The organism is Paenibacillus phytorum, from assembly GCF_013141715.1.
Classification (GTDB): Bacteria; Bacillota; Bacilli; order Paenibacillales; family NBRC-103111; genus Paenibacillus_E; species Paenibacillus_E phytorum.
The window spans coordinates 1-18,983 of the sequence record NZ_WHOA01000141.1; the positions used below are offsets into that span (position 1 = coordinate 1).

An 18,983-nucleotide genomic window follows, 5' to 3' on the forward strand; every position below is an offset into this window, starting at 1 on the left:
CTTCTAGAGATGCAGCCTTTTTACTGTTTATAAGGAATGAGCAGCTATATCAAGTAAAAAGTAAACAAAAACCGTCCATGCCTGGACGGTCTACCTTCGTTAGCTTTTCAATTTACAGTGCTGCACCCTTACCGCCATCAATATTGACGGAAGTGCCTGTAACATAGGAAGCTGCCTCCGAGGATAGGAAGGTGATCACATTAGCCGCTTCCTCCGCATTCCCAATCCGGCCGAGCGGAATGTCATGCTTTGGATCCGATGCATATTCCTCCCAAGTCTTTTCTGGCGCCTCCCGCTTCCACCCTCTCTCAATCTGGTCGCTGCGAATTTTCCCAATGCAGACAGTGTTCACACGAATCTGGGCGGATGCCAGGTCTTTGCTCATCGCATTCGTTAATGCAAGACCTGCGGCACGGCTGACCGAAGTCGGCAGCGAAGAAGCAGGCGGTGTTTTGGCTGCAGAAGTCGTTAAATTCACGATAGAGCCGCCTCCTGCTTGACGCATGTAAGGAATCGCATAACGGGAGCAATGAATGGCTCCAAATAATTTCAACTCAAGATCTTGCCGCCATAATTCCGTGCCTACCTGTTCAAATGGCTGTGCAGCAGACGTACCTGCATTGTTCACCAGAATATGTAAACTACCAAATCGCTGAACGGTTTGTTCCACGGCGCGCTGACAGTCGGCCTCCGAGGTCACATCGGCTTGAATCGTCAGCACCTCACCCTCTGTCAAATTAGCAATATGGACAGCGGCTTCTCGAAGCTGTTCCTCATTCCGCGCAAGTATCGCAACTTTGGCTCCCTCTCGCGATAAGGATATCGCTGTTGCCAATCCAATACCTTTGCTTCCCCCAGTAATCAAGGCTACCTTACCCTGCAATCCCAAATGCATCGCATCTCGCTTCCTTTCCTTCAATTCTTAGTTGGGTATTTCAATAATTCTAGCATACTCCTATTCCACTTATTTTTTCAAATTTCAATGGATTCCAAGGATAAACGACTCCGTCGTCCTTCTGGGACGAGCGCGTTTGTCAAGGTAGATGCGAAGCAAAAGTATAAAACTTATACTTTCTTATCTACTAAAAAAGAGGAGCCTAGGCTCCTCCGGTTAAACTGATAAGTTTGACGCACTATTCATTCAAATAAACAGCTTTACCTGTACGTGCCGACTCATAAATCGCCTCAAGAATTTGTGAAACGACAAAAGCTTGCTCAGGCGTTACTACAGGATCTGTATCATTTTCAATGGCTTTAATCCATGTACGCATTTCCAGATCCGCATCGCTTTCCTTAGCGCCGTCATAGAAAGCAACACCGCCTGCTTTCAGGTCCACCTCTGTTGTAAATAAGCGGCTATGTTTCTCGCCGTTGATGCGAAGCCCGCCTTTCATATCGGCTCCGCCTTCTGTACCGCTTAATGAACATTTGGCTTCGTCGACTTCAAGCGTATTCAGTGCCCAGCTGGATTCCAGCATAATCGTAGCGCCGTTTTCCATGACGATCATACCGAAGGCAGAATCCTCAACGGTGAATTTACTCGGATCCCAAGGCCCCCAAGCATTGGCGGCATTTTCTCTTTGGGACAATTCGTGGTAAGACGTCCCAAGCACAACTTTCGGCTTGTAGTTATTCATCATCCAAAGCGTTAGATCCAAAGCATGTGTACCGATATCAATAAGCGGTCCTCCGCCTTGCTTCTCTTCATCCAGGAATACGCCCCATGTTGGAACTGCACGACGACGAATGGCATGCGCTTTCGCGAAATAAATCTCGCCAAGCTCCCCTTCCTCACATACGCGCTTCAAATGCTGACTATCAGGTCGGAAACGGTTGTTGTATCCGATAGTTAGCTTCTTGCCTGTACGCTTAGCTGTTTCAACCATGCGCTTAGCATCCGCTGCAGTCTTAGCCATTGGCTTCTCACACATTACATGCTTGCCAGCTTCAAGCGCAGCAATGGCAATTTCGGCATGTGAATCATTCGGTGTTAACACGTGAACGATATCTATTGTAGCATCCAGCAAAAGCTCTTTGTAATCCTCATATACTTTAGCGGCTTTGGAGCCGTATTTCTCAGCGGCAGTTTCAGCCCGCTCTTGCACGATGTCACAGAATGCGACCAGTTCAACATTCGAAAGCTTCTTCAAACTTGGCAAATGCTTGCCGTTTGCAATGCCTCCACAACCAATAATACCAATACGGAAAATACGTGACATGTGAAATACCTCCAGAGTAGTGTTTAGTTTTGAGTTAATTAGGAAGTTCGATAGCGACTTCGCGTTTAATGAGCGATGACCGAATGATGCCATCAATGATTGCTTGATTGCGAACGATTTGCTCGCCAGGAATCGGGGCTGGTTTGCCATCCCGGACAGCCTCTACGAAATCGCGGACTTTCTCGTTAAACAAATTTAGCTTATGATCAATCAGCGGAATTTGGCTTTCCGTGTGATGTCCACGAACGTCGTGGAAATAGGCAATGGAACCCACATTTCCGTCGAATACTCCGCTCCATGGCCCTTTACCAGCTGGCGTTACTTTGAGTCCACCATCGGTACCAAGGAATAAGGTTGGTCCTAGTGTATCCATATGCATCGCCCATGAAATTTTGAAATTCAGCACGAGATCGTCTTCAAAACGGATCATCGCAACACCGAAATCTTCCACATCGAATCGACTAGCTTCGTTATGATATAACGGATTCGTTCCAAAGTAGTTACTGCTGTAAGCGGATACGGTAAGCGGTTTCGGATAACCCATCGCATTCAGAGCCATATCGAGTGAGTAACAACCGATATCAGCCATTGCTCCGGCTCCAGCGATTTCCTTGCTAATAAATGTACCGCCAGGCATGCCTCTGCGGCGTCCTCCGCCTGTTTCTACATAATAGACCTTACCAAGTTGACCGGACTGAACCACGTCCTGAATAATCTTCATATTAGGATCATATCTCGGTTGGAAACCAACATTGAGCATGAAGCCTGTTTTCTTCGCCGTTTGCGCCATCTCGATTGCTTCTTCCAGCGTGACGGACATCGGCTTTTCCAACATAACGTTTTTCCCAGCCAGTAAAGAATCTACAGTCGTCCGATGGTGAGCCACATTAGGTGTGCAAATGCTTACCCCATCAAGGTCTAATTCCAGCAACTGCCGATAATCATCAAAGGCTTGTGCAGATGGAATTTTCCAAAAATCAATGAATTGTGCCGCTTTGCCTGGTACCGCATCCGCTACCGCTACAATCTCTACGTCAGCAAGCTCACGATATGCTCTTACATGGGCGCCAGCAATACCGCCGCCTCCAATAATGCCGATCTTCAACGTTTTGTTCATTGAGATTACCTCATCGCTATGTGATATTAAGACATCTGTCATAAATGTAGCATAGGAATACCGATATTTTTAGTCTAACTTTAGGACAATCAGGTTAAGAAATTACGACATGAAAAAACCAGACGGTGTTAACCGCCTGGTTTATATGTTTCTACGATGACAAGCTTCCTCCTGCTTTCCTTTGCGCATCCTCCAAATAACTTCTGTAGGCTTGCTCATCCGGATGATCACGGGTTAAATCCTCATAGTAACGAGTGACCTTCTGAAAATAATACGAATACACATCTTGGATGGGGACAAGTCTGTAAGGATCCCAACGATAGGTTTCCACATGGTAGGCCTGATCCTGCTCACGCACCCACAGCGCAATTTCGCAAAGACCGTCTCTTCCGTCCCGACCGGGCATATCTTCAATTTCCAAATGGTTGTAGAAAGTTCCCGGAGGAATCAGACGCTGGAAACCGGTTGGAGTCCACTGCACGATATCGAGCTCGGAGGAGGATTCACGCTCATTTTGCCAGCCAATAACCAGGTCCCAACCTTCTCTTCGTGAGACAGGGGCAGCCGCGAAATCCGTAATTGCTTGGGCTCTACCCGTAGCAGCAGAGGCGATTGGAAACCAGTTACCGGAATAGTTTTTCAACGAAAACAGATACTGATTGTCTAAATATCTATACAAGGCTGTGATTTCAGGGTGACCATCGCCATCTACATCCGCATAAATAATAGCCGCAGGGCTCCCCTCCCTCTGCAATACGACAACCTCGGCTTCCTGAGGTATACAGCTTCTGACGACGGAATGGAAATCAATTGGGGTCAAACTCATCGTTATCCCTCTTTTCACATCATTCTCAACTAAAGTATATGCGGCAGAGAACTTGGCCCATGAGTGGCAGTCAACAACATATCAATTATTGAGGTGAGCCTTTGGCGGGTTTGTGCTTACAAAATACTCTTACGCAGTGCAGAAGATAAAATATGCAGCTCTTCACGATATTTGGTCACCGTTCTGCGTGAAATACGAATTCCCTCTTCCGTTAAGATTTCTACAACCTTTTGATCGGAATAAGGCTGTTTCTTATGTTCCTGTGAAATAAGTTCTTTGATTCTAATCTTGATTGTTTTGATAGACGTTAGTTCACCTACATCCGATTGTAGCCCCGAGGTAAAGAAATATTTTAGCTCAAGCACTCCAAAGGGGGTACGAATGTATTTGTTTTGTACCGTCCTACTTATCGTAGATTCATGGAGGTCAAGTTTTTCGGAAATCATTTTTAAGGTTAAGGGCTTCATGCCACGTTCGCCGATCTCTAAAAATGCCAGCTGTTCTTCAAATATAGCCCGAATGACCCGGTACAGGGTCATCTTCCGCTGTTCCAAGCTGCGCACAATCCAATCGGCTGTTTTCCATTTTTCTTTCAGAAAGGAAACCGCTTCTTTACAACCTGCCTGCTGGATATGGCTATAATAGTCCTTATTGACTGTAATCTTGGGAACTGCGCCCGCATTCATTTGGATCACGATGTTCCCTTGTTCCTTATAAATAGTAGCATCGGGAGTAATATAAGATTCTTCGATCCAGCTGAAGGCCATACCAGGTCGTGGATTCAAACTACGAATATAGGTGACAATCTCCTTCACTTGTACGAGTGTTACACCTAATTGCTGCGCAATCTTATCCAGCTTCATCTGAGCAAGCTGCTGCATATATTGGCTGACCACTTCAAAAGTACCGCGCGGCGCATCCGGATCCCTAGCAAACTGCAGTAATAAGCATTCCTGTAAGTCTCTGGCTCCTACACCCGGCGGATCCAGTGATTGTAGACAAGCTAGCGCTTCTTCGACAACCTCTTTAGGCTTATTCAAAAACGAGCTTACCTCCGTAATGGAGAGAGGTAAATAACCTCTATCGTCTAAATTTCCTGCCAGATAGGCCGCTGTCTGATATAAAACATCGGAAACCCCTGCTATACGCAGTTGGCTGAGAAGCCACTGTTCCAAGGTTTCCTCCCTCGCCTTTGCCTTCCATAGTGGATCTGTCATTGACCCCGCCATTTGTGAAGATTTACCCGGTTTCAAATAAGAACTTGTGAAAGTTTCGATGTCCAGTATGGGGTTTTCCAAGGCTTGCTCTTGGAGGTACTGCGACAACTCATAGCTTGATAATTGTAATATATGAATGGACTGCTGCAGTTCAGGAGTCATCGTTAGCTTTTGGCTCTGCACTTGTGTTAGACTATAGCCTGTTCTCATACCTAGTTCCTCCTTGAGTTTTGCCTTGGCAGCACTTTTCTTGATTTTGTTTTGAAAACGCTTACGATTATGAATCTATTATAGCTCTATTTTAACCCATTTGGCTTATGGTAACATCCTACAGTTCACCGGCTATCAAATAAAAGTCGATCTATTGTAAAACACAAAGAAATCTCACCTTCTACGAAAGAGAGATTTCTTTGCATGCATTGATTATAATCCTCTATATGTCTGCTCAGGCACTCCCCAGGTGGTACTCATGCATCTGATGCACGCATTGGATGAAACGAACCGTCTGAGTTTGCGCCCTCATAACGACCGAATGTGTTTCTGCACGACCGCCAAATAGAAATTTAACGCCAGTCAGGAAGTCTCCCGAGGTTACACCGGTTGCAGCGAAATAAATGTCAGATTCGCCTACTAACTCGCGCATTCCAAGCACTTTGGATGGATCAACAATCCCCATCTCCTTGCACCGCCCTATCTCATCTTCATTCTCTGGGAGAAGCCGTCCTTGAAATTCGCCTCCCATACAACGTAATGCAGCCGCTGCGAGCACCCCTTCCGGCGCACCCCCAGAACCCACGTGTAAATCAATGCCCGTCTCTGGGAAAGCTGCTGCCATAGCACCCGCGACATCACCATCATTCAGTAAATGAATTTTGACACCTAGCGTCCGTAAAACAAGGATTTTATCCGCATGTCTTTTGCGATCCAAGATGGAAACGGTCAGCTCTGTTATCTCTTTATGTAACAAAAGAGCAGCTTTTCTAATCGTTAATTCGAGGGGGTCATCCAAATTCAATTTGCCAACCAAACGCGGCCCTACTGCCAGCTTCTCCATATACATATCCGGTGCATGCAGCAGGTTCCCTTTCTCAGCTATGGCTACCACGGAAAGGGCATTGCTCCTGCCACTAGCTACAATATCGGTACCTTCGAGCGGATCAACAGCCACATCATATTCGGGACCCAACCCATTTCCTAAAGACTCACCGATGAACAGCATCGGGGCTTCATCCATCTCACCTTCACCAATGACAACCGTTCCACGGAAAGGAATGGAGCTAAAAATAGAACGCATAGCAGAAGTTGCTGCCTCGTCAGCGCTGTGTTTATTCCCTTTTCCCGTCCAACGTGCGGACGCTAAAGCTGCAGATTCTGTTACTCGTACAATTTCCAGAGACAAATCTCTTTGCATACATCATTCACCCTTTCTACTAGGAAATGTGGCTTCCTGGCTATCTGTCTGCTAGAATCAGACCAGCCGTTTCTTCAATGGCTTTCTCACTTACATCGATGATCTTACAACCAAGCTCACGATATAATTTCATTGCGAATGCCAGCTCTTCTTCGACTCGCTCCCCTGTCGCATATTTAGCGCCAAAAGGAAGTCCGACCGCTTTCAGACGTTCCGTACGAATACGCACCAGATGTTCGGGACTCATCGTCAAACCAATCAATTTGCTCGGGTCTAGCTCATATATAATTGCAGGCGGCTTTACCTCAGGAACAAGCGGGTAATTCGCCACCTTATAGCCTTTGTGCGCCAAATAAATACTGAGTGGCGTTTTAGAAGTTCGGGAAGGTCCAATTAAAACAATCTGCGCTTGCTTCATAGCGCTTGGGTCCTTGCCATCGTCACTGTTTACCGTGAACTCGACCGCTTCTACCCGTTGGTAATATTGTTCATCTAACTGATAAAGCAGACCGACTTTCCGCTTCGGGGAACCCTTGAAGGTATCTATGAAAGCCTGCATCATGGGGCCCATGATATCAATGGCATTTACACTTAAACGTATGGCTTCCTGCCGCATCATCTCTCTAAGCTCAGGTAATACTAGCGTATAAGCAATGAACCCATCCACTTTCGCTGCCTCTTCTACTAAAGCACGTACTTCATCTTCTGTTCGGATAGATCCGAAACGCCTGACTTGCACTTGGCTTGCATTAAATTGGCGGATCGTTGCTTGTACGACAGTATTCGCCGTTTCCCCCACTGAATCCGAACAAACGAAAATCGTATGGATCTTCTCTCCCACTTACACTCCCCCTGATTAAGTCCCCAGCGCTACATCAAGCAGCAATTTGGTCATTGTTGTTTTCGTAATTCGGCCAACCACTTCACCTGGCTCTTGATCAGCCTCACTCTTAACCACAGGCAGCCCATCCACTTGATGATGAGTCATTTTCCGCGCTGCTTCTAATACACTGTCATCCGGGTTTACCGTCACAACATTCGGGTGCCTTGTCATGACTAGTGAAACTGGCATCGAATTTGCCGTTGCCTGCCCAAGCGTAACCTTTAGCAAGTCCTTCCGTGTAACAATACCAGCTAAAGTTCCCTGCATATTCACGATAATCAAGCTTCCTACATTTTCGAGAAAAAGAGTGACAACAGCATCGCTTACGGTGACGGTTTCCCTTAGAACAATAGGGATTCCCATAACATCCTTTACTCTTACAGCTTCTATATGTTTGAATGGTGAATCTACTTCAAGAGCAGCCGTTCCTAGGAAATAACCAACCTTTGGTTTGGCATCGATATAGCGAAGCATAACCAAAACAGCAAGGTCGGAACGAATCGTCGGACGGCTAATTCCAAGCAATTCAGCAATTCGCTCCCCTGTAATAGGTGCATGCTTTTTGACGAGATCGATAATTTCCATCTGTCGGGATGTAAGCTCTATGATGTTTCCCTCCTTTCATAATTCATATCGCACCTATTCTAACTCATCTCAACTTCGTTTCAGACCTTAGGTCCAGCAGCGATGATACGTTCATCGACACCCGCGAATTTATTGAAGTTGTGGATAAAACGCTGCGCTAATTCCTTCGCCTTGACGTCATATTGACTTTGATCTTGCCAAGTGTTCCTTGGCAGCAAGAGTTCGCTCGGAACCCCTGGTACCGAATCAGGACATAATAGACCGAAGAAGGGAGCTTCCGTGAACGTTGTCTTCTCCAAGCTGCCGTTTAAAGCAGCTGTAACCATCGCTCTTGTATACACTAAATTCATACGTTCACCTTCGCCGTAAGAACCGCCAACCCAACCTGTATTAATGAGGTACACGTTGGCCTTATGTTCTTCGATCTGACGCCCCAGCATCTGGGCATAAACGTTAGGACGAAGCGGCAGGAAAGGCGCCCCGAAACAAGTAGAGAATGTGGCTTCTGGTTCAGTAACTCCACGTTCTGTACCTGCAAGCTTGGACGTGTAGCCAGACAAGAAGTGGTACATCGCTTGTTCTTTCGTCAGCTTGGATATTGGAGGCAGAACTCCGGAGGCATCAGCCGTCAAGAACATGATGACATCAGGGTGTCCAGCGGTTCCCGGAATCTTCACTCCAGGGATATATTCTAAAGGATAGGCTGCACGTGTATTCTCCGTAATCTGCGTATTGCCGTATTCGGCAACGCCACTCGTTGGATCAAGCACCACATTCTCCAAAACAGTGCCGAATCGGATTGCCTGCCAAATCTGCGGTTCCTTCTCCTCGGTAAGGCCAGCACATTTAGCGTAGCAGCCTCCCTCGAAATTAAACACGCCCGTTTCCGACCAGCCGTGTTCATCATCGCCAATGAGACGGCGATTCGGATCAGCCGAAAGTGTCGTTTTCCCCGTGCCAGATAACCCGAAGAACAAAGCTACTTTTCCTTCTTCACTAACATTGGCCGAGCAATGCATGGGGAGAACATCTTGACCAGGCAAGATATAATTCATAACGCTGAAAATGGATTTCTTCATTTCACCCGCGTACTCCGTACCACCAATTAGTACGATCTTTTTCTCTAAAGAGAGGCAGATGAAAGTTTCTGACCTGGTACCGTCGACGAGTGGATCGGCTTTTAAGCCAGGTAACGCAATGACTGTGAACTCAGGCTTATGTGCCATCAGTTCAATCTCACTCGGACGAATAAACAGTTGTCGGGCGAACAAATTGTGCCAAGCATACTCATTGATAACTCGAATCGGCAGCCTGTACGCCAAATCTGCTCCTGCAAAGCCATCAAAGATGAACAATTCTTTCGTCGCCATGTAGTCTTGCGCTTTTTGATATAGCCGCTCGAACTGTTGCTCCGACATCGGCTGATTCACAGCTCCCCAATCGATATGATCAGTTACTGAAGCTTCATTTACAATGTATTTGTCCTTGGGAGAACGCCCTGTATACTTACCAGTGTTTACTTGAAGCGCTCCGGAGGACGCGAAAGTTCCTTCTTTACGCTCGATGCTCATTTTCGTTAGTTCTGACACTGACAAATTGTAGTGGGTAGCACCTGCTCTTAGCTGTTCAACCTTTAGTTCTATGCTCATTCTCCCATTCCTCTCATCCTTAAGGCTTTTTATATAGTGTGTTCTATTTATTATATAGTGTACATTATATAACGAAATAAGTGAATATAATATTGTTTATAGCACATAAAATAATTTTTTATCACTATTCGACACAAATAATACACAATAATAGGAAAAACTCTCCATTCACTCCATCTAAAGGAATGAAAAGAGAGCCCCATAATAAGATACTTTATAAATTACTGAAAAAAGACAATGCCCATAACACCCGCAAATACGATGACCATAAAAGGATGCAGCTTATATTTAATAATGGCCAGAAAGGCACCTACCGCAATAAGTACCGTCGCAATTTGGTCCCAAGATATTTGGTACTTCACTGGACCTAACCCCGACCACCCAAAGTGTATCGCTGCAAAAATGATAAAGCCCGTTACGACCGGTTTCAAACCATAGAATGAAGATTTAAACCATTTATTCGCGTGCCATTTATACAAAAAAGCGGCTAGTAAGATGATAAGTATGAGTGAAGGTAACACCATTCCTAGTGTAGCTGCAATAGCACCAGGCACACCGGCTGTATGAAAACCGATTAAAGTGGCACTATTCGTTGCAATCGGTCCCGGTCCTGTACCTGCTAAGGATATAACGTTATTAAAATCATCTGAAGTGAGCCATTGATGCCTCTCGACCTCATGTTGAATAACAGGCATCATGGCGTAACCGCCACCGAATGAGATCATGCCAATTTTAAAGAAAGTAATAAATAAACTTAATAGCATATATCCACCTCATTCCTCAAATCCCGTCTGCAAAGTAATAGTCGGCAGCACGATTGCTTTTGTCCCCTGACATAGTGTCTTCTTGCTTCTTGATTGGACTCTTCATTCCCCAGTGTTGTTTCAAGAAAACAACGACAATCCCTACCAATAGGCCGAAAATAATCATTATAATAGGTGATATCGGTATGAAAAGCAGCAGAAGAACGGTACTAACTGCGGCTATTAGCGTCATTTTATCTATAATAGAGGATTTCGCCATTTTGTAAGCAGCGGCAGCGATTAAACCTACGATAGCGGCATGGATACCTTCCATAATGGCTTGCATCTTGGGATAACTTTGAAGGAATGTGTAAATGATACTTAAAAGTATCACAATAAAAAATGTAGGAAGCGTAATACCGATGACGGCTGCTACTGCTCCTCTTATTCCTGCCAAATGATACCCTACTAAAGCTGATACATTAACGCCTACACCACCCGGAGCGGCTCCTGAAATGGCAAGCAGTTCCGACATCTCATCATCGGTCATCCACTTGTTCGTAACGACAACTTCTCTTTGGATGGCAGGCAGCATGGCATAACCACCACCGAAAGTGAGTGGACTGATACGAAGAAACGTCCAAAAAATACGTAGTAAATGACGAAAGTTATTCATCGGCATGTTGGTTGACCTCCCCTGCACTTAATTCTATTTTGAACTAAAGACAGTGAATTGTCCAATCAAAAGTTTTAATCTTTTCTGTAAATATCCCTTATAATGCAAGATTAACGTCTAATTCAATCCCGATCATCCCGATCATTAAGCTAAGTTTAATTTATTTTGGTTGAAAGGTAGGCATCTGTTGCTATCAGGGTAAGTTTTCAATAGGAACAACCTTACCATCACCTATTATAAGGAGTGAATATTCATGAGCCGAATGATTCAAGCCTATTTTCACACTGAAAATCAAGCGGAAGATGCGAAGGTTCTACTGCTGAAGTATAGTCCGGAAATGCTCGAAGTTGGCAGATTACCAGATGGCTTCAATGGCACCGGACGTGTACTGCTGCCGTTCGTAGACGGAGTTGGAACCGGTGGAGAAACGAATCTGAATAATGGTGTCGGAATTGTTGGTGTGATGCCAACAGTCGAGACTCATTCTTCGGAAGCCTATTGGGATGAGGATGAAGATGCTCTTCATTATGTGCTTTCAGCCAAAGTCAGCGATGCCGATTATCCGGCAGTTGTTGATCTCCTTCGCCGCAATCATGCGCATATGGAGAAAATCGAATAAGACAAAAAAAATGCGTTTTCTACAGTTGTAGGTAACGCATTTTTTTTGTATATTCCACATAAATATTTCGGTAGTTTTTCATTTCATCGTACAAAGACTAGTCGCTATCCCGCCTGCTGTAATTGTAAGGATGGAGAGCAGGAAAGTTTCAGCCGAAAGCAGTAGTCCTCCAAGGCAGATAATCATACCATCGATTATAAAAATAATTATTCCCACATTAATAGGAACCCATTTCGAAAAATACTGAGCCAGCAAGTCCGTCCCTCCGGTACTGGTTTCATAACGCAACATGATTCCTATTCCTGTACCCACAATAAATCCACCGATCAAGGAACTGCTGAATGGTGTTAAATCCACATAATATAAGAAAAGATTCCGGTATGGCCCTAAGAAATCGATAACGAATGAAGAAAAAAATAACCCATAAATACTGTTGTAAAACATATCACTGAAATGAAACCACACCAATATAAAAATAGGAATGCTGCACAAAAACATAATAAGTCCCACTTTGAGTCCAAATAAATAATTGATAATAAGAGCAATTCCAATGAGCCCGCCATCTAGTATCTTAAAAGGCATCAGAAAAAAATTGATCCCCATTGAAATCAGTAAACTTCCCAAAATGATTGCTACATTTTTTTGTAACGAAGGCAAACAAACCAGCTCCTGTAAAAGGCTTGTCTGATTCATATGCTGATAACTGAAATAAAAGAATCTATCTTTATACGTTCACTTCAATTGAACGCAAACAGGCAGCCGCTAAAAATGCCGGCTGCCTGCTCATAAATGATTTCCATCCTGATAAGAAATTATTTGGCGCTCGGGAAAACTCTAGCTACGATCTCTTTAAACTGTTCAACAAAACCGGCAACAGGTCTTCCTTGTTGGACATCAAGTACATACGTATTGAAGCGGTCCGCCAATTCTGGACTTGTTGAGACGTAAACATTCTGGATATTCGGATCCGTTGCTCTGACTTTATTGGCAATTTGGTCTTCTATATCACGTGTTAATTGTTGGTCGTTTTTTAGCAAAGCTGCAACATAGGCTTTTCTTTTGGTTACAAGCACATTTGCTTGTTTAACGCTGTCTAGCTCAGTAATTTTAGTTGCTGCTTCCTTCGCTATTTGGATGCGATTATCCTCATTACCTGGTTGTTGGACTTGTTGTTGGATTTGTTGCTGTTTAATTGGTGTATTTTGCTGGTTTTGGGTATTTGGTTTAGCTGTACAGCCTGACAGAAAAATGGACATGGTCACAACAGTTAAAATCAGAACTTTGTGAGAACCTTTGGTTACAAACATCTTACACCCCTTATATGTTTATGTCTTGATGTTTAGTATGCTGTTCCAATCAAATTTATATTCATTTCAATCATTTGGAGAAACTCGATTCAATGTAAAAAACCTAGCGGAAGCTCCGCTAGGTCTTTGCTGTCTCTATTCTTGCAGCTTTCATTTGCTGCTTCTTAATTGCATAATTCGTGATATACACCCCAAGCACGATCCAAATAGCCCCTAAAAGATGATACATCCTTAACGCTTCCCCCGTAAAAGCAGTTGCAAAAATGGCACTGAACATCGGAATCAAATTTAGAAATCCCGCACAACGCTGAGGTCCAGCTAGCTCAATGGCACGATTCCAGCTCAAGAAAGCTACAATTGAAGCAAACAAACCAATATAAATAAGTCCTGTTACAAGAGGTGGACTCCAATCAACGTGTGGCGATTTCAGCGCCCATTCCACTGCCGAAAGCGGAAGCAGCAGCACCAAGGCCACAGTCATTTGAATCAGTAAAAAAGGACTGGATGGGAATCGTCCTGACATCTTTTTCATACCTACCGAATATAGAGCCCAACACAGAACGGCCACTAGCATGAACAAGTCGCCTTTATTAAAAGAAAGACTCAACAGCGCCGACACACTCCCTCGACTAATAATCCAGCTCACACCAGCCATGGACACCAAAATTCCTGGTAAAGCCGACCACGCGAACCGCTCTTTCATAACTAACCAGGTTAAAAGCACAACCATGATGGGCGTGGCCGAATTCATTAACGAAGCATTAATCGAACCAGTATATTGGACAGCCACATAAGTTAAGGTATTGAATCCGGCAACACCGGTTGCGGACAGAAAAAGGATCATTTTCCAGCTGCGGAGAAATTCAGCTCTTAGCTGCCAGGCTAGCCTTCCGAAGAATGGAAGAAGACAAATAAAAGCAATACTCCAACGTAATGCAGCCAGCGTAATCGGCGGAATGTGAAGGACAAGTGCCTTGCCAGCAACAAAATTGCCTCCCCATATACATGTGGCGAGAACTAGCAGAATGTAGGGGGAATGTTTGATCATATCGATTCGTGCTCCTTTTTGAATAACTCGTGGATCATTTACTTATTCACATATTCATTCATCATGATAACATATGATTCAACCCACAAGGCGATGTATGTAAAATAAGACGCTTGTTTGGATCGTTCCATGAAGTCGAATAGCGAATTGGAAAAAGAAACATAATATAGGATGGAGATATTGGGCAATCCAGATTCACAGAGAGGTAGGAGATCGATAAGCATGAACGGAGACTTGAAGAGTGAAAATAGTCTACTAGAGCAAACTTTGCAATTGCTCTACGATTGCTCAGATTTATCTCATCTGCATCTCCCGCTTCAGCAAATCGATATCATTTATTTCGGTCACCTTGTCAGTTCAGAGGCGTTAAGAAAAGATGCCTTAGAGCCCTTTAATAATAACAATGCTGATATGGTCGCTATCCTGAGCCAATCTTCCTATATAACGAAGCTACAAGCAAGCGAACTTGTTACAGGCATTTTGGCTGGAAATATCGCTATTTACTATAAAAATAGAGGTTACTTGCACGAAGCTTACGCGCCTGAATCTCGATCCATTCAAAATTCAGAGACAGAAGGCGTCATTAATGGTCCCATGGACTCATTCACCGAGACGCTAAGTACGAATTTGTCTTTGATACGGAGGCGTATCAAGGACCCTGGTTTAAAAGCAATCACCTACACGATCGGTACAAGAACAGGAACGACGATGGTTCTCCTCTATTTAGAGGAACTTGCAGAACCAGCGCATGTGGAGCAGTTAAGTGAAATGATTGAAAACCTTGATATCCAAACAATCTATGATACGAATACACTTGTGCAGCATTTAACACCCAACAAACTAGCGATTTTCCCTCAATTCCTAACAAGCGTTCGACCTGATCATATGGCAGACAAGCTGACAAGCGGCAAAATAGTGGGGTTGCTTGACGGGAGTCCAGTCGCATTCAGCGCACCAACCACGTTTATTGAATTTTTCTCATCACCTGACGATTATTATCAGCCATGGGCTGTTGCTTCTGCGGTTCGCATTTTACGGTTCATTGCCTTATTCATCACACTTTGCTTCACTGCATTTTATGTATCTATAGTCACTTATCATTATGAAATGATTCCACCATCTCTGCTGTTAAACTTAATGGAATCCCGTAATAAAGTGCCGTTCTCCCCTCTTATAGAGGCCATTGTTATGGAAATGACGATTGAGCTGCTTCGCGAAGCAGGTGCGCGTTTACCTACCAAAATCGGTCAGACCATTGGTACCGTCGGCGGGATCGTCATCGGACAAGCGGCCGTTCAGGCTGGCATAACAAGCAATATCCTCATTATCTCGATAGCTATTTCGGCTATCGCTTCCTTCGTTATACCCAGCTATATCATGAGTTCTTCCATCCGCTTGCTCCGATTTGTGATCATTTTACTGGCCGGTCTCCTCGGAAATTTCGGCCTGGTTTTTGGACTCAGCTTGATTATGATTCAGCTTTCTGGGTTTAACATGTTCGGCATCTCTTATTTATACCCAATCGCACCGACGAAACCAAGTCGATGGTTAGAACTCATTTTCCGAGCACCCATTCAGATTTTGACCAAACTCAAAAAGCCTACCACTAATAATCCGAACGAATGAAGGAGACACTCATGCGTGCTAAGCTTCCATTTTATCAGACGACCATTATGGCAAACTTCGCTCAAACCGGTGTCGTCATTATCAGCCTTCCTCGGCTATTATCTGAGAATATCGGTACAAATGGGTGGGCAGCCTTACTTATCTGTTCGTCCGTTGCCGCTTTCAATCTTCTGCTCATTTCATTCGTTTATCGATTAGGTAAAGGGAGATCTATTTTCGAAATTTCACAATCGGCTTTACCGAAATTCATGTTAGTTCCTTTTTTTGGGATTTTAACTGGATTATGGGCAATTCTAGGCAGCTTGGTTGGTAAAGAATATATATTAATTTTAAAATCGTTATCGTTCCCCTCGCTCCATCCCGCTTATTTGTATATTTTGTTTGAGGTTCTTGTTTTCTTGCTTTTAACTAAGGGTATTATGAGTATCTCTAGATTAGCAGTCCTTTCATTTTATATAATTATTTGGAATTTTTCACTTATGATTTATGCCTATGAAGATTTTGATTTATCACGAATGACTACCTTCTGGTTTAAGGATGCCACTCACTCCTTCAAAGGATGGCTTGACGTTTACATATCCTTTCTGGGTTATGAACTTTGCCTTTTGATATTTCCATATACCAATGAAAAAACACATTTAATCCGTGCTTTTCAAATTGCAAATCTGATCACCACATTTTCTTATACGTTAACTGCATTTGTTGCCTTTGGCTTTTTCAGCCTGCATCAACTTCAGCATATGAAGTTTCCAGTACTCAATTTGCTCTCGTATGTGGAACTCCCCTTTGTGAAACGAATCGATGATTTCGTGTTTAATATTACTTTGTTTCGAGTTCTCATGACGAGTGTCCTATACAGCTGGGCAGCTATTGAAACGATAAAATGGATCCTGCCAACTTCAAACAAGCAATGGATCCCCTATGTTATTTTAACGATTTTCCCATTAGCTTCCTTGATTATCATACCCTCAGCGCTTGAAAAGACCGAACATTGGCTAGGTCTTTTTGGATTTGCTGAAGTTGGGGTTGCTTTCTTACTGCCGATCTTCCTATTGGTAATCCTTTTAATTAACAAATATCGAGGGCGGAATTATGCGTAACTGGGTCTTGGTTGTCTTACTATTGAGTCTCACCGGTTGTGTCGAACAAAATCGCATTGAGAAATTAGGCATGTCTGATATTGTTGCTTTGGACTCCGTGTATGAAGAGAATGGAAAACCTTCTGAAACGGACGTGTCTATAGCTATCGCCATTCCAAAAGCTGGGACTGTAGCCAACCAGCAATCAGACATTCTGCAAACCATTGCTGAATCCCCTAAAGATGGGCGGACCAAATTGTCCCGCAAAATTAACAAAATCCTTGTTTCAGGGCAATTGATAAGTATGCTGTTCGGGAAAGACTTGGCTAAACATGGGATTTGGAATGAACTTGACTCCTATCGCCGCGATTATACCGTTGGAGAAAAGCTGAAAATTGTCATCGTTAACGGCAGTGCTGTAGACATGTTGACCCATAAATATGCACAAATACAATCCATTGGGAGTTACATTGATCAGTTATTAACTCAAGAGGCCAAAATCCATGAGGTTCCTGACGTATCTCTCTACAGTTTCGTACGCGATTATTATGACGATGGTACCGATCCAATCGCTCCTATGCTTATTGTGAAAGGTGATAATGTTGAAATCGACGGGATTGCCCTTTTCAAAAATGATCGTTATATTGGCAAGATCCGTACAGAACAAATCGTAAAGTTTGCTATTCTTAAAAAAAGCCTAAAAATGGGTGAGATCGATATTACATTCAAGGATCGTTCATCTGGACGGAAAGAAATTGCGATTATTAGTTCAATCGCAAGCAAAAGAGAAGTCATTGTTAACAAACAGGGGCGTGCAAGCACCGTCCCTCAAGTCGTTATCCGTATTCGCTTAAGTGGCAATATATTGGAATATTCAGGGAAATCAACATTCAAAAAAGCGGAAGAACAAAAAAATTTAGATCAGGATTTGTCTGAAGCCATTCGCGAACTATTACAAGGGATAGTTAGCCATGTGCAGCGCAGCGGTGGGGATAACTTGGGTATTGGCACTTACGTCCGAAATAGTATGAGCTATGAGGAATGGAACAATTTGAATTGGAAATCCGTTTATCCCCGTGCCGAAATCCGTGTAGAAGTCGATACCACAATTCGTGACTACGGTATGATTCGATAGTTTTTCACCTTGAAAGCTGTGATGTGAACTGTTCCAGACTCTTTAATCGTTAAAGTTCCTGTGTTAGAATCAGAGGAATGGCTTAACGAGACAAGGAGCCCGGAGGAGAAAAGACCAATGAACAAGACACTATCAACGGATATGGAATTATTCGCAGCTGCGCTATCTCAAGTTAGGGTAGCCGTCATTCAACATACAGCAGATGATATCCCTGTCTTCATTGCTGCAGGCGTGATAGAAAAGTATACAACTCATTCCGTAAAGATTGGCGCAACAAGTTATTTGCGGGATGAAAGCGAGTTCCGCATTGATGAGCGTTCAAGCCGTCAACCTTAATAAAAGGTCACTTCACAATAGGAACCTAGGGGAATCAATTCTTGCAAATAATCGTACATGGCCCTTTTTTCCTTATCATGGAGCAATCTAATGGCATGAAAATCAAAATGGATGATACTATCTGCTGCTTGATATCTGTTAAATGTTAAACGACCATACGGAAATAACCGGTTTATTGCTTCTAGAATGCCATATTGATTCAAATTTCTTCGCATCGCTGTTTGGATGATAGCTGCCGGCAATTCTTGCAGTTGTGGAACTTTATCGGGTTGAACCGCGTTATATGCCTTTACTTGAAAGTTGACATAGGGATATAAGTAACCGCTCGCATAATGTTGTACGCTTTGAACATCTTTCTCGGGTAAATACAAATCTCCATTCCAAGCGTAGATCGTCGCTTTATGCTTTTCAGGCGTATGAATTCTTATATATCTTAAATGAGGAAAACGATTTCTCACCAGTTGCTCGGACAATAAACGAGTTCCCACCATGATCACCTCTTCGGGT

General features: G+C 43.7%; 20 protein-coding genes. 5 read left to right on the forward strand and 15 right to left on the reverse strand.

Annotated elements, in window-relative coordinates:
* Positions 1–112: 112 nt before the first annotated feature.
* The 11 genes from GC098_RS20935 to GC098_RS20985 all read right to left on the reverse strand — a co-directional run bounded on the left by GC098_RS20935 (position 113) and on the right by GC098_RS20985 (position 11,332).
* Positions 113–895, reverse strand: coding sequence for an SDR family NAD(P)-dependent oxidoreductase (locus tag GC098_RS20935; protein WP_171645262.1), 783 nt, complete (start codon positions 893–895; stop codon positions 113–115).
* A gap of 238 nt (positions 896–1,133) precedes the next feature.
* Positions 1,134–2,219 carry a Gfo/Idh/MocA family protein gene (locus GC098_RS20940; RefSeq protein ID WP_171645178.1) on the reverse strand — a complete coding sequence of 362 codons (1,086 nt, stop codon included), beginning with the start codon at positions 2,217–2,219 and terminating at the stop codon, positions 1,134–1,136.
* Between the two features lie 34 nt (positions 2,220–2,253).
* The gene (locus GC098_RS20945; RefSeq protein ID WP_171645179.1) at positions 2,254–3,336 is read right to left on the reverse strand and encodes a Gfo/Idh/MocA family protein; all 1,083 of its coding nucleotides are present in this window, start codon (positions 3,334–3,336) and stop codon (positions 2,254–2,256) included.
* Positions 3,337–3,487: 151 nt separating this feature from the next.
* Positions 3,488–4,162: a hypothetical protein gene (locus GC098_RS20950; protein ID WP_171645180.1), complete on the reverse strand. Its 675-nt coding sequence runs from the start codon at positions 4,160–4,162 to the stop codon at positions 3,488–3,490.
* A 116-nt stretch (positions 4,163–4,278) separates the two neighbouring features.
* Positions 4,279–5,589 carry an RNA polymerase factor sigma-54 gene (gene rpoN, locus GC098_RS20955; protein WP_171645181.1) on the reverse strand — a complete coding sequence of 437 codons (1,311 nt, stop codon included), beginning with the start codon at positions 5,587–5,589 and terminating at the stop codon, positions 4,279–4,281.
* Between the two features lie 235 nt (positions 5,590–5,824).
* Positions 5,825–6,790 (reverse strand): class II fructose-bisphosphatase, encoded by a 966-nt coding sequence (gene glpX, locus GC098_RS20960; RefSeq protein ID WP_171645182.1) that lies wholly within the window; start codon positions 6,788–6,790, stop codon positions 5,825–5,827.
* Between the two features lie 40 nt (positions 6,791–6,830).
* The gene (locus GC098_RS20965; RefSeq protein ID WP_171645183.1) at positions 6,831–7,631 is read right to left on the reverse strand and encodes a pyruvate, water dikinase regulatory protein; all 801 of its coding nucleotides are present in this window, start codon (positions 7,629–7,631) and stop codon (positions 6,831–6,833) included.
* A gap of 15 nt (positions 7,632–7,646) precedes the next feature.
* Positions 7,647–8,258 (reverse strand): helix-turn-helix transcriptional regulator, encoded by a 612-nt coding sequence (locus GC098_RS20970; protein WP_171645184.1) that lies wholly within the window; start codon positions 8,256–8,258, stop codon positions 7,647–7,649.
* Positions 8,259–8,338: 80 nt separating this feature from the next.
* A complete protein-coding gene (gene pckA, locus GC098_RS20975) occupies positions 8,339–9,907 on the reverse strand; it encodes a phosphoenolpyruvate carboxykinase (ATP) (protein ID WP_171645185.1) in 1,569 nt (522 codons plus the stop codon).
* Positions 9,908–10,128: 221 nt separating this feature from the next.
* Positions 10,129–10,671 carry a chromate transporter gene (locus GC098_RS20980; RefSeq protein ID WP_171645186.1) on the reverse strand — a complete coding sequence of 181 codons (543 nt, stop codon included), beginning with the start codon at positions 10,669–10,671 and terminating at the stop codon, positions 10,129–10,131.
* Between the two features lie 16 nt (positions 10,672–10,687).
* Positions 10,688–11,332, reverse strand: a complete 645-nt coding sequence (locus GC098_RS20985) for a chromate transporter (RefSeq protein WP_171645187.1) — start codon at positions 11,330–11,332, stop codon at positions 10,688–10,690.
* A gap of 247 nt (positions 11,333–11,579) precedes the next feature.
* Between GC098_RS20985 and GC098_RS20990 the strand changes: the two genes are divergently transcribed.
* Entirely contained in the window at positions 11,580–11,945 is a 366-nt protein-coding gene (locus GC098_RS20990; protein ID WP_171645188.1) for a hypothetical protein, read from the forward strand.
* A 78-nt stretch (positions 11,946–12,023) separates the two neighbouring features.
* Here the strand turns inward: GC098_RS20990 and GC098_RS20995 are convergent, their stop codons facing one another.
* The 3 genes from GC098_RS20995 to GC098_RS21005 form a co-directional block, all read right to left on the reverse strand.
* Positions 12,024–12,602, reverse strand: coding sequence for a YitT family protein (locus tag GC098_RS20995; RefSeq protein WP_281367103.1), 579 nt, complete (start codon positions 12,600–12,602; stop codon positions 12,024–12,026).
* A gap of 155 nt (positions 12,603–12,757) precedes the next feature.
* Positions 12,758–13,252, reverse strand: coding sequence for a YhcN/YlaJ family sporulation lipoprotein (locus GC098_RS21000; RefSeq protein WP_171645190.1), 495 nt, complete (start codon positions 13,250–13,252; stop codon positions 12,758–12,760).
* A gap of 118 nt (positions 13,253–13,370) precedes the next feature.
* On the reverse strand, positions 13,371–14,300 hold the full coding sequence (locus tag GC098_RS21005) for a DMT family transporter (RefSeq protein WP_171645191.1): 930 nt from the start codon (positions 14,298–14,300) through the stop codon (positions 13,371–13,373).
* Positions 14,301–14,522: 222 nt separating this feature from the next.
* On the opposite strand from GC098_RS21005, the gene GC098_RS21010 reads away from it, so the two are divergent.
* The 4 genes from GC098_RS21010 to GC098_RS21025 all read left to right on the forward strand — a co-directional run bounded on the left by GC098_RS21010 (position 14,523) and on the right by GC098_RS21025 (position 18,476).
* Entirely contained in the window at positions 14,523–15,926 is a 1,404-nt protein-coding gene (locus tag GC098_RS21010; RefSeq protein WP_171645192.1) for a spore germination protein, read from the forward strand.
* Positions 15,927–15,937: 11 nt separating this feature from the next.
* Positions 15,938–17,026, forward strand: a complete 1,089-nt coding sequence (locus GC098_RS21015) for a GerAB/ArcD/ProY family transporter (RefSeq protein ID WP_171645193.1) — start codon at positions 15,938–15,940, stop codon at positions 17,024–17,026.
* Complete coding sequence (locus GC098_RS21020) at positions 17,019–18,140, forward strand: Ger(x)C family spore germination protein (RefSeq protein WP_171645194.1); 1,122 nt, start codon at positions 17,019–17,021, stop codon at positions 18,138–18,140. Before GC098_RS21015 ends, GC098_RS21020 begins: the two co-directional genes overlap by 8 nt.
* Before the next feature lie 117 nt (positions 18,141–18,257).
* Positions 18,258–18,476, forward strand: coding sequence for a hypothetical protein (locus tag GC098_RS21025; protein WP_171645195.1), 219 nt, complete (start codon positions 18,258–18,260; stop codon positions 18,474–18,476).
* Here GC098_RS21025 and GC098_RS21030 read toward each other — a convergent pair.
* Complete coding sequence (locus GC098_RS21030; protein WP_216625361.1) at positions 18,473–18,949, reverse strand: hypothetical protein; 477 nt, start codon at positions 18,947–18,949, stop codon at positions 18,473–18,475. The two genes, GC098_RS21025 and GC098_RS21030, sit on opposite strands and share 4 nt — an antisense overlap.
* Positions 18,950–18,983 lie beyond the last annotated feature (34 nt).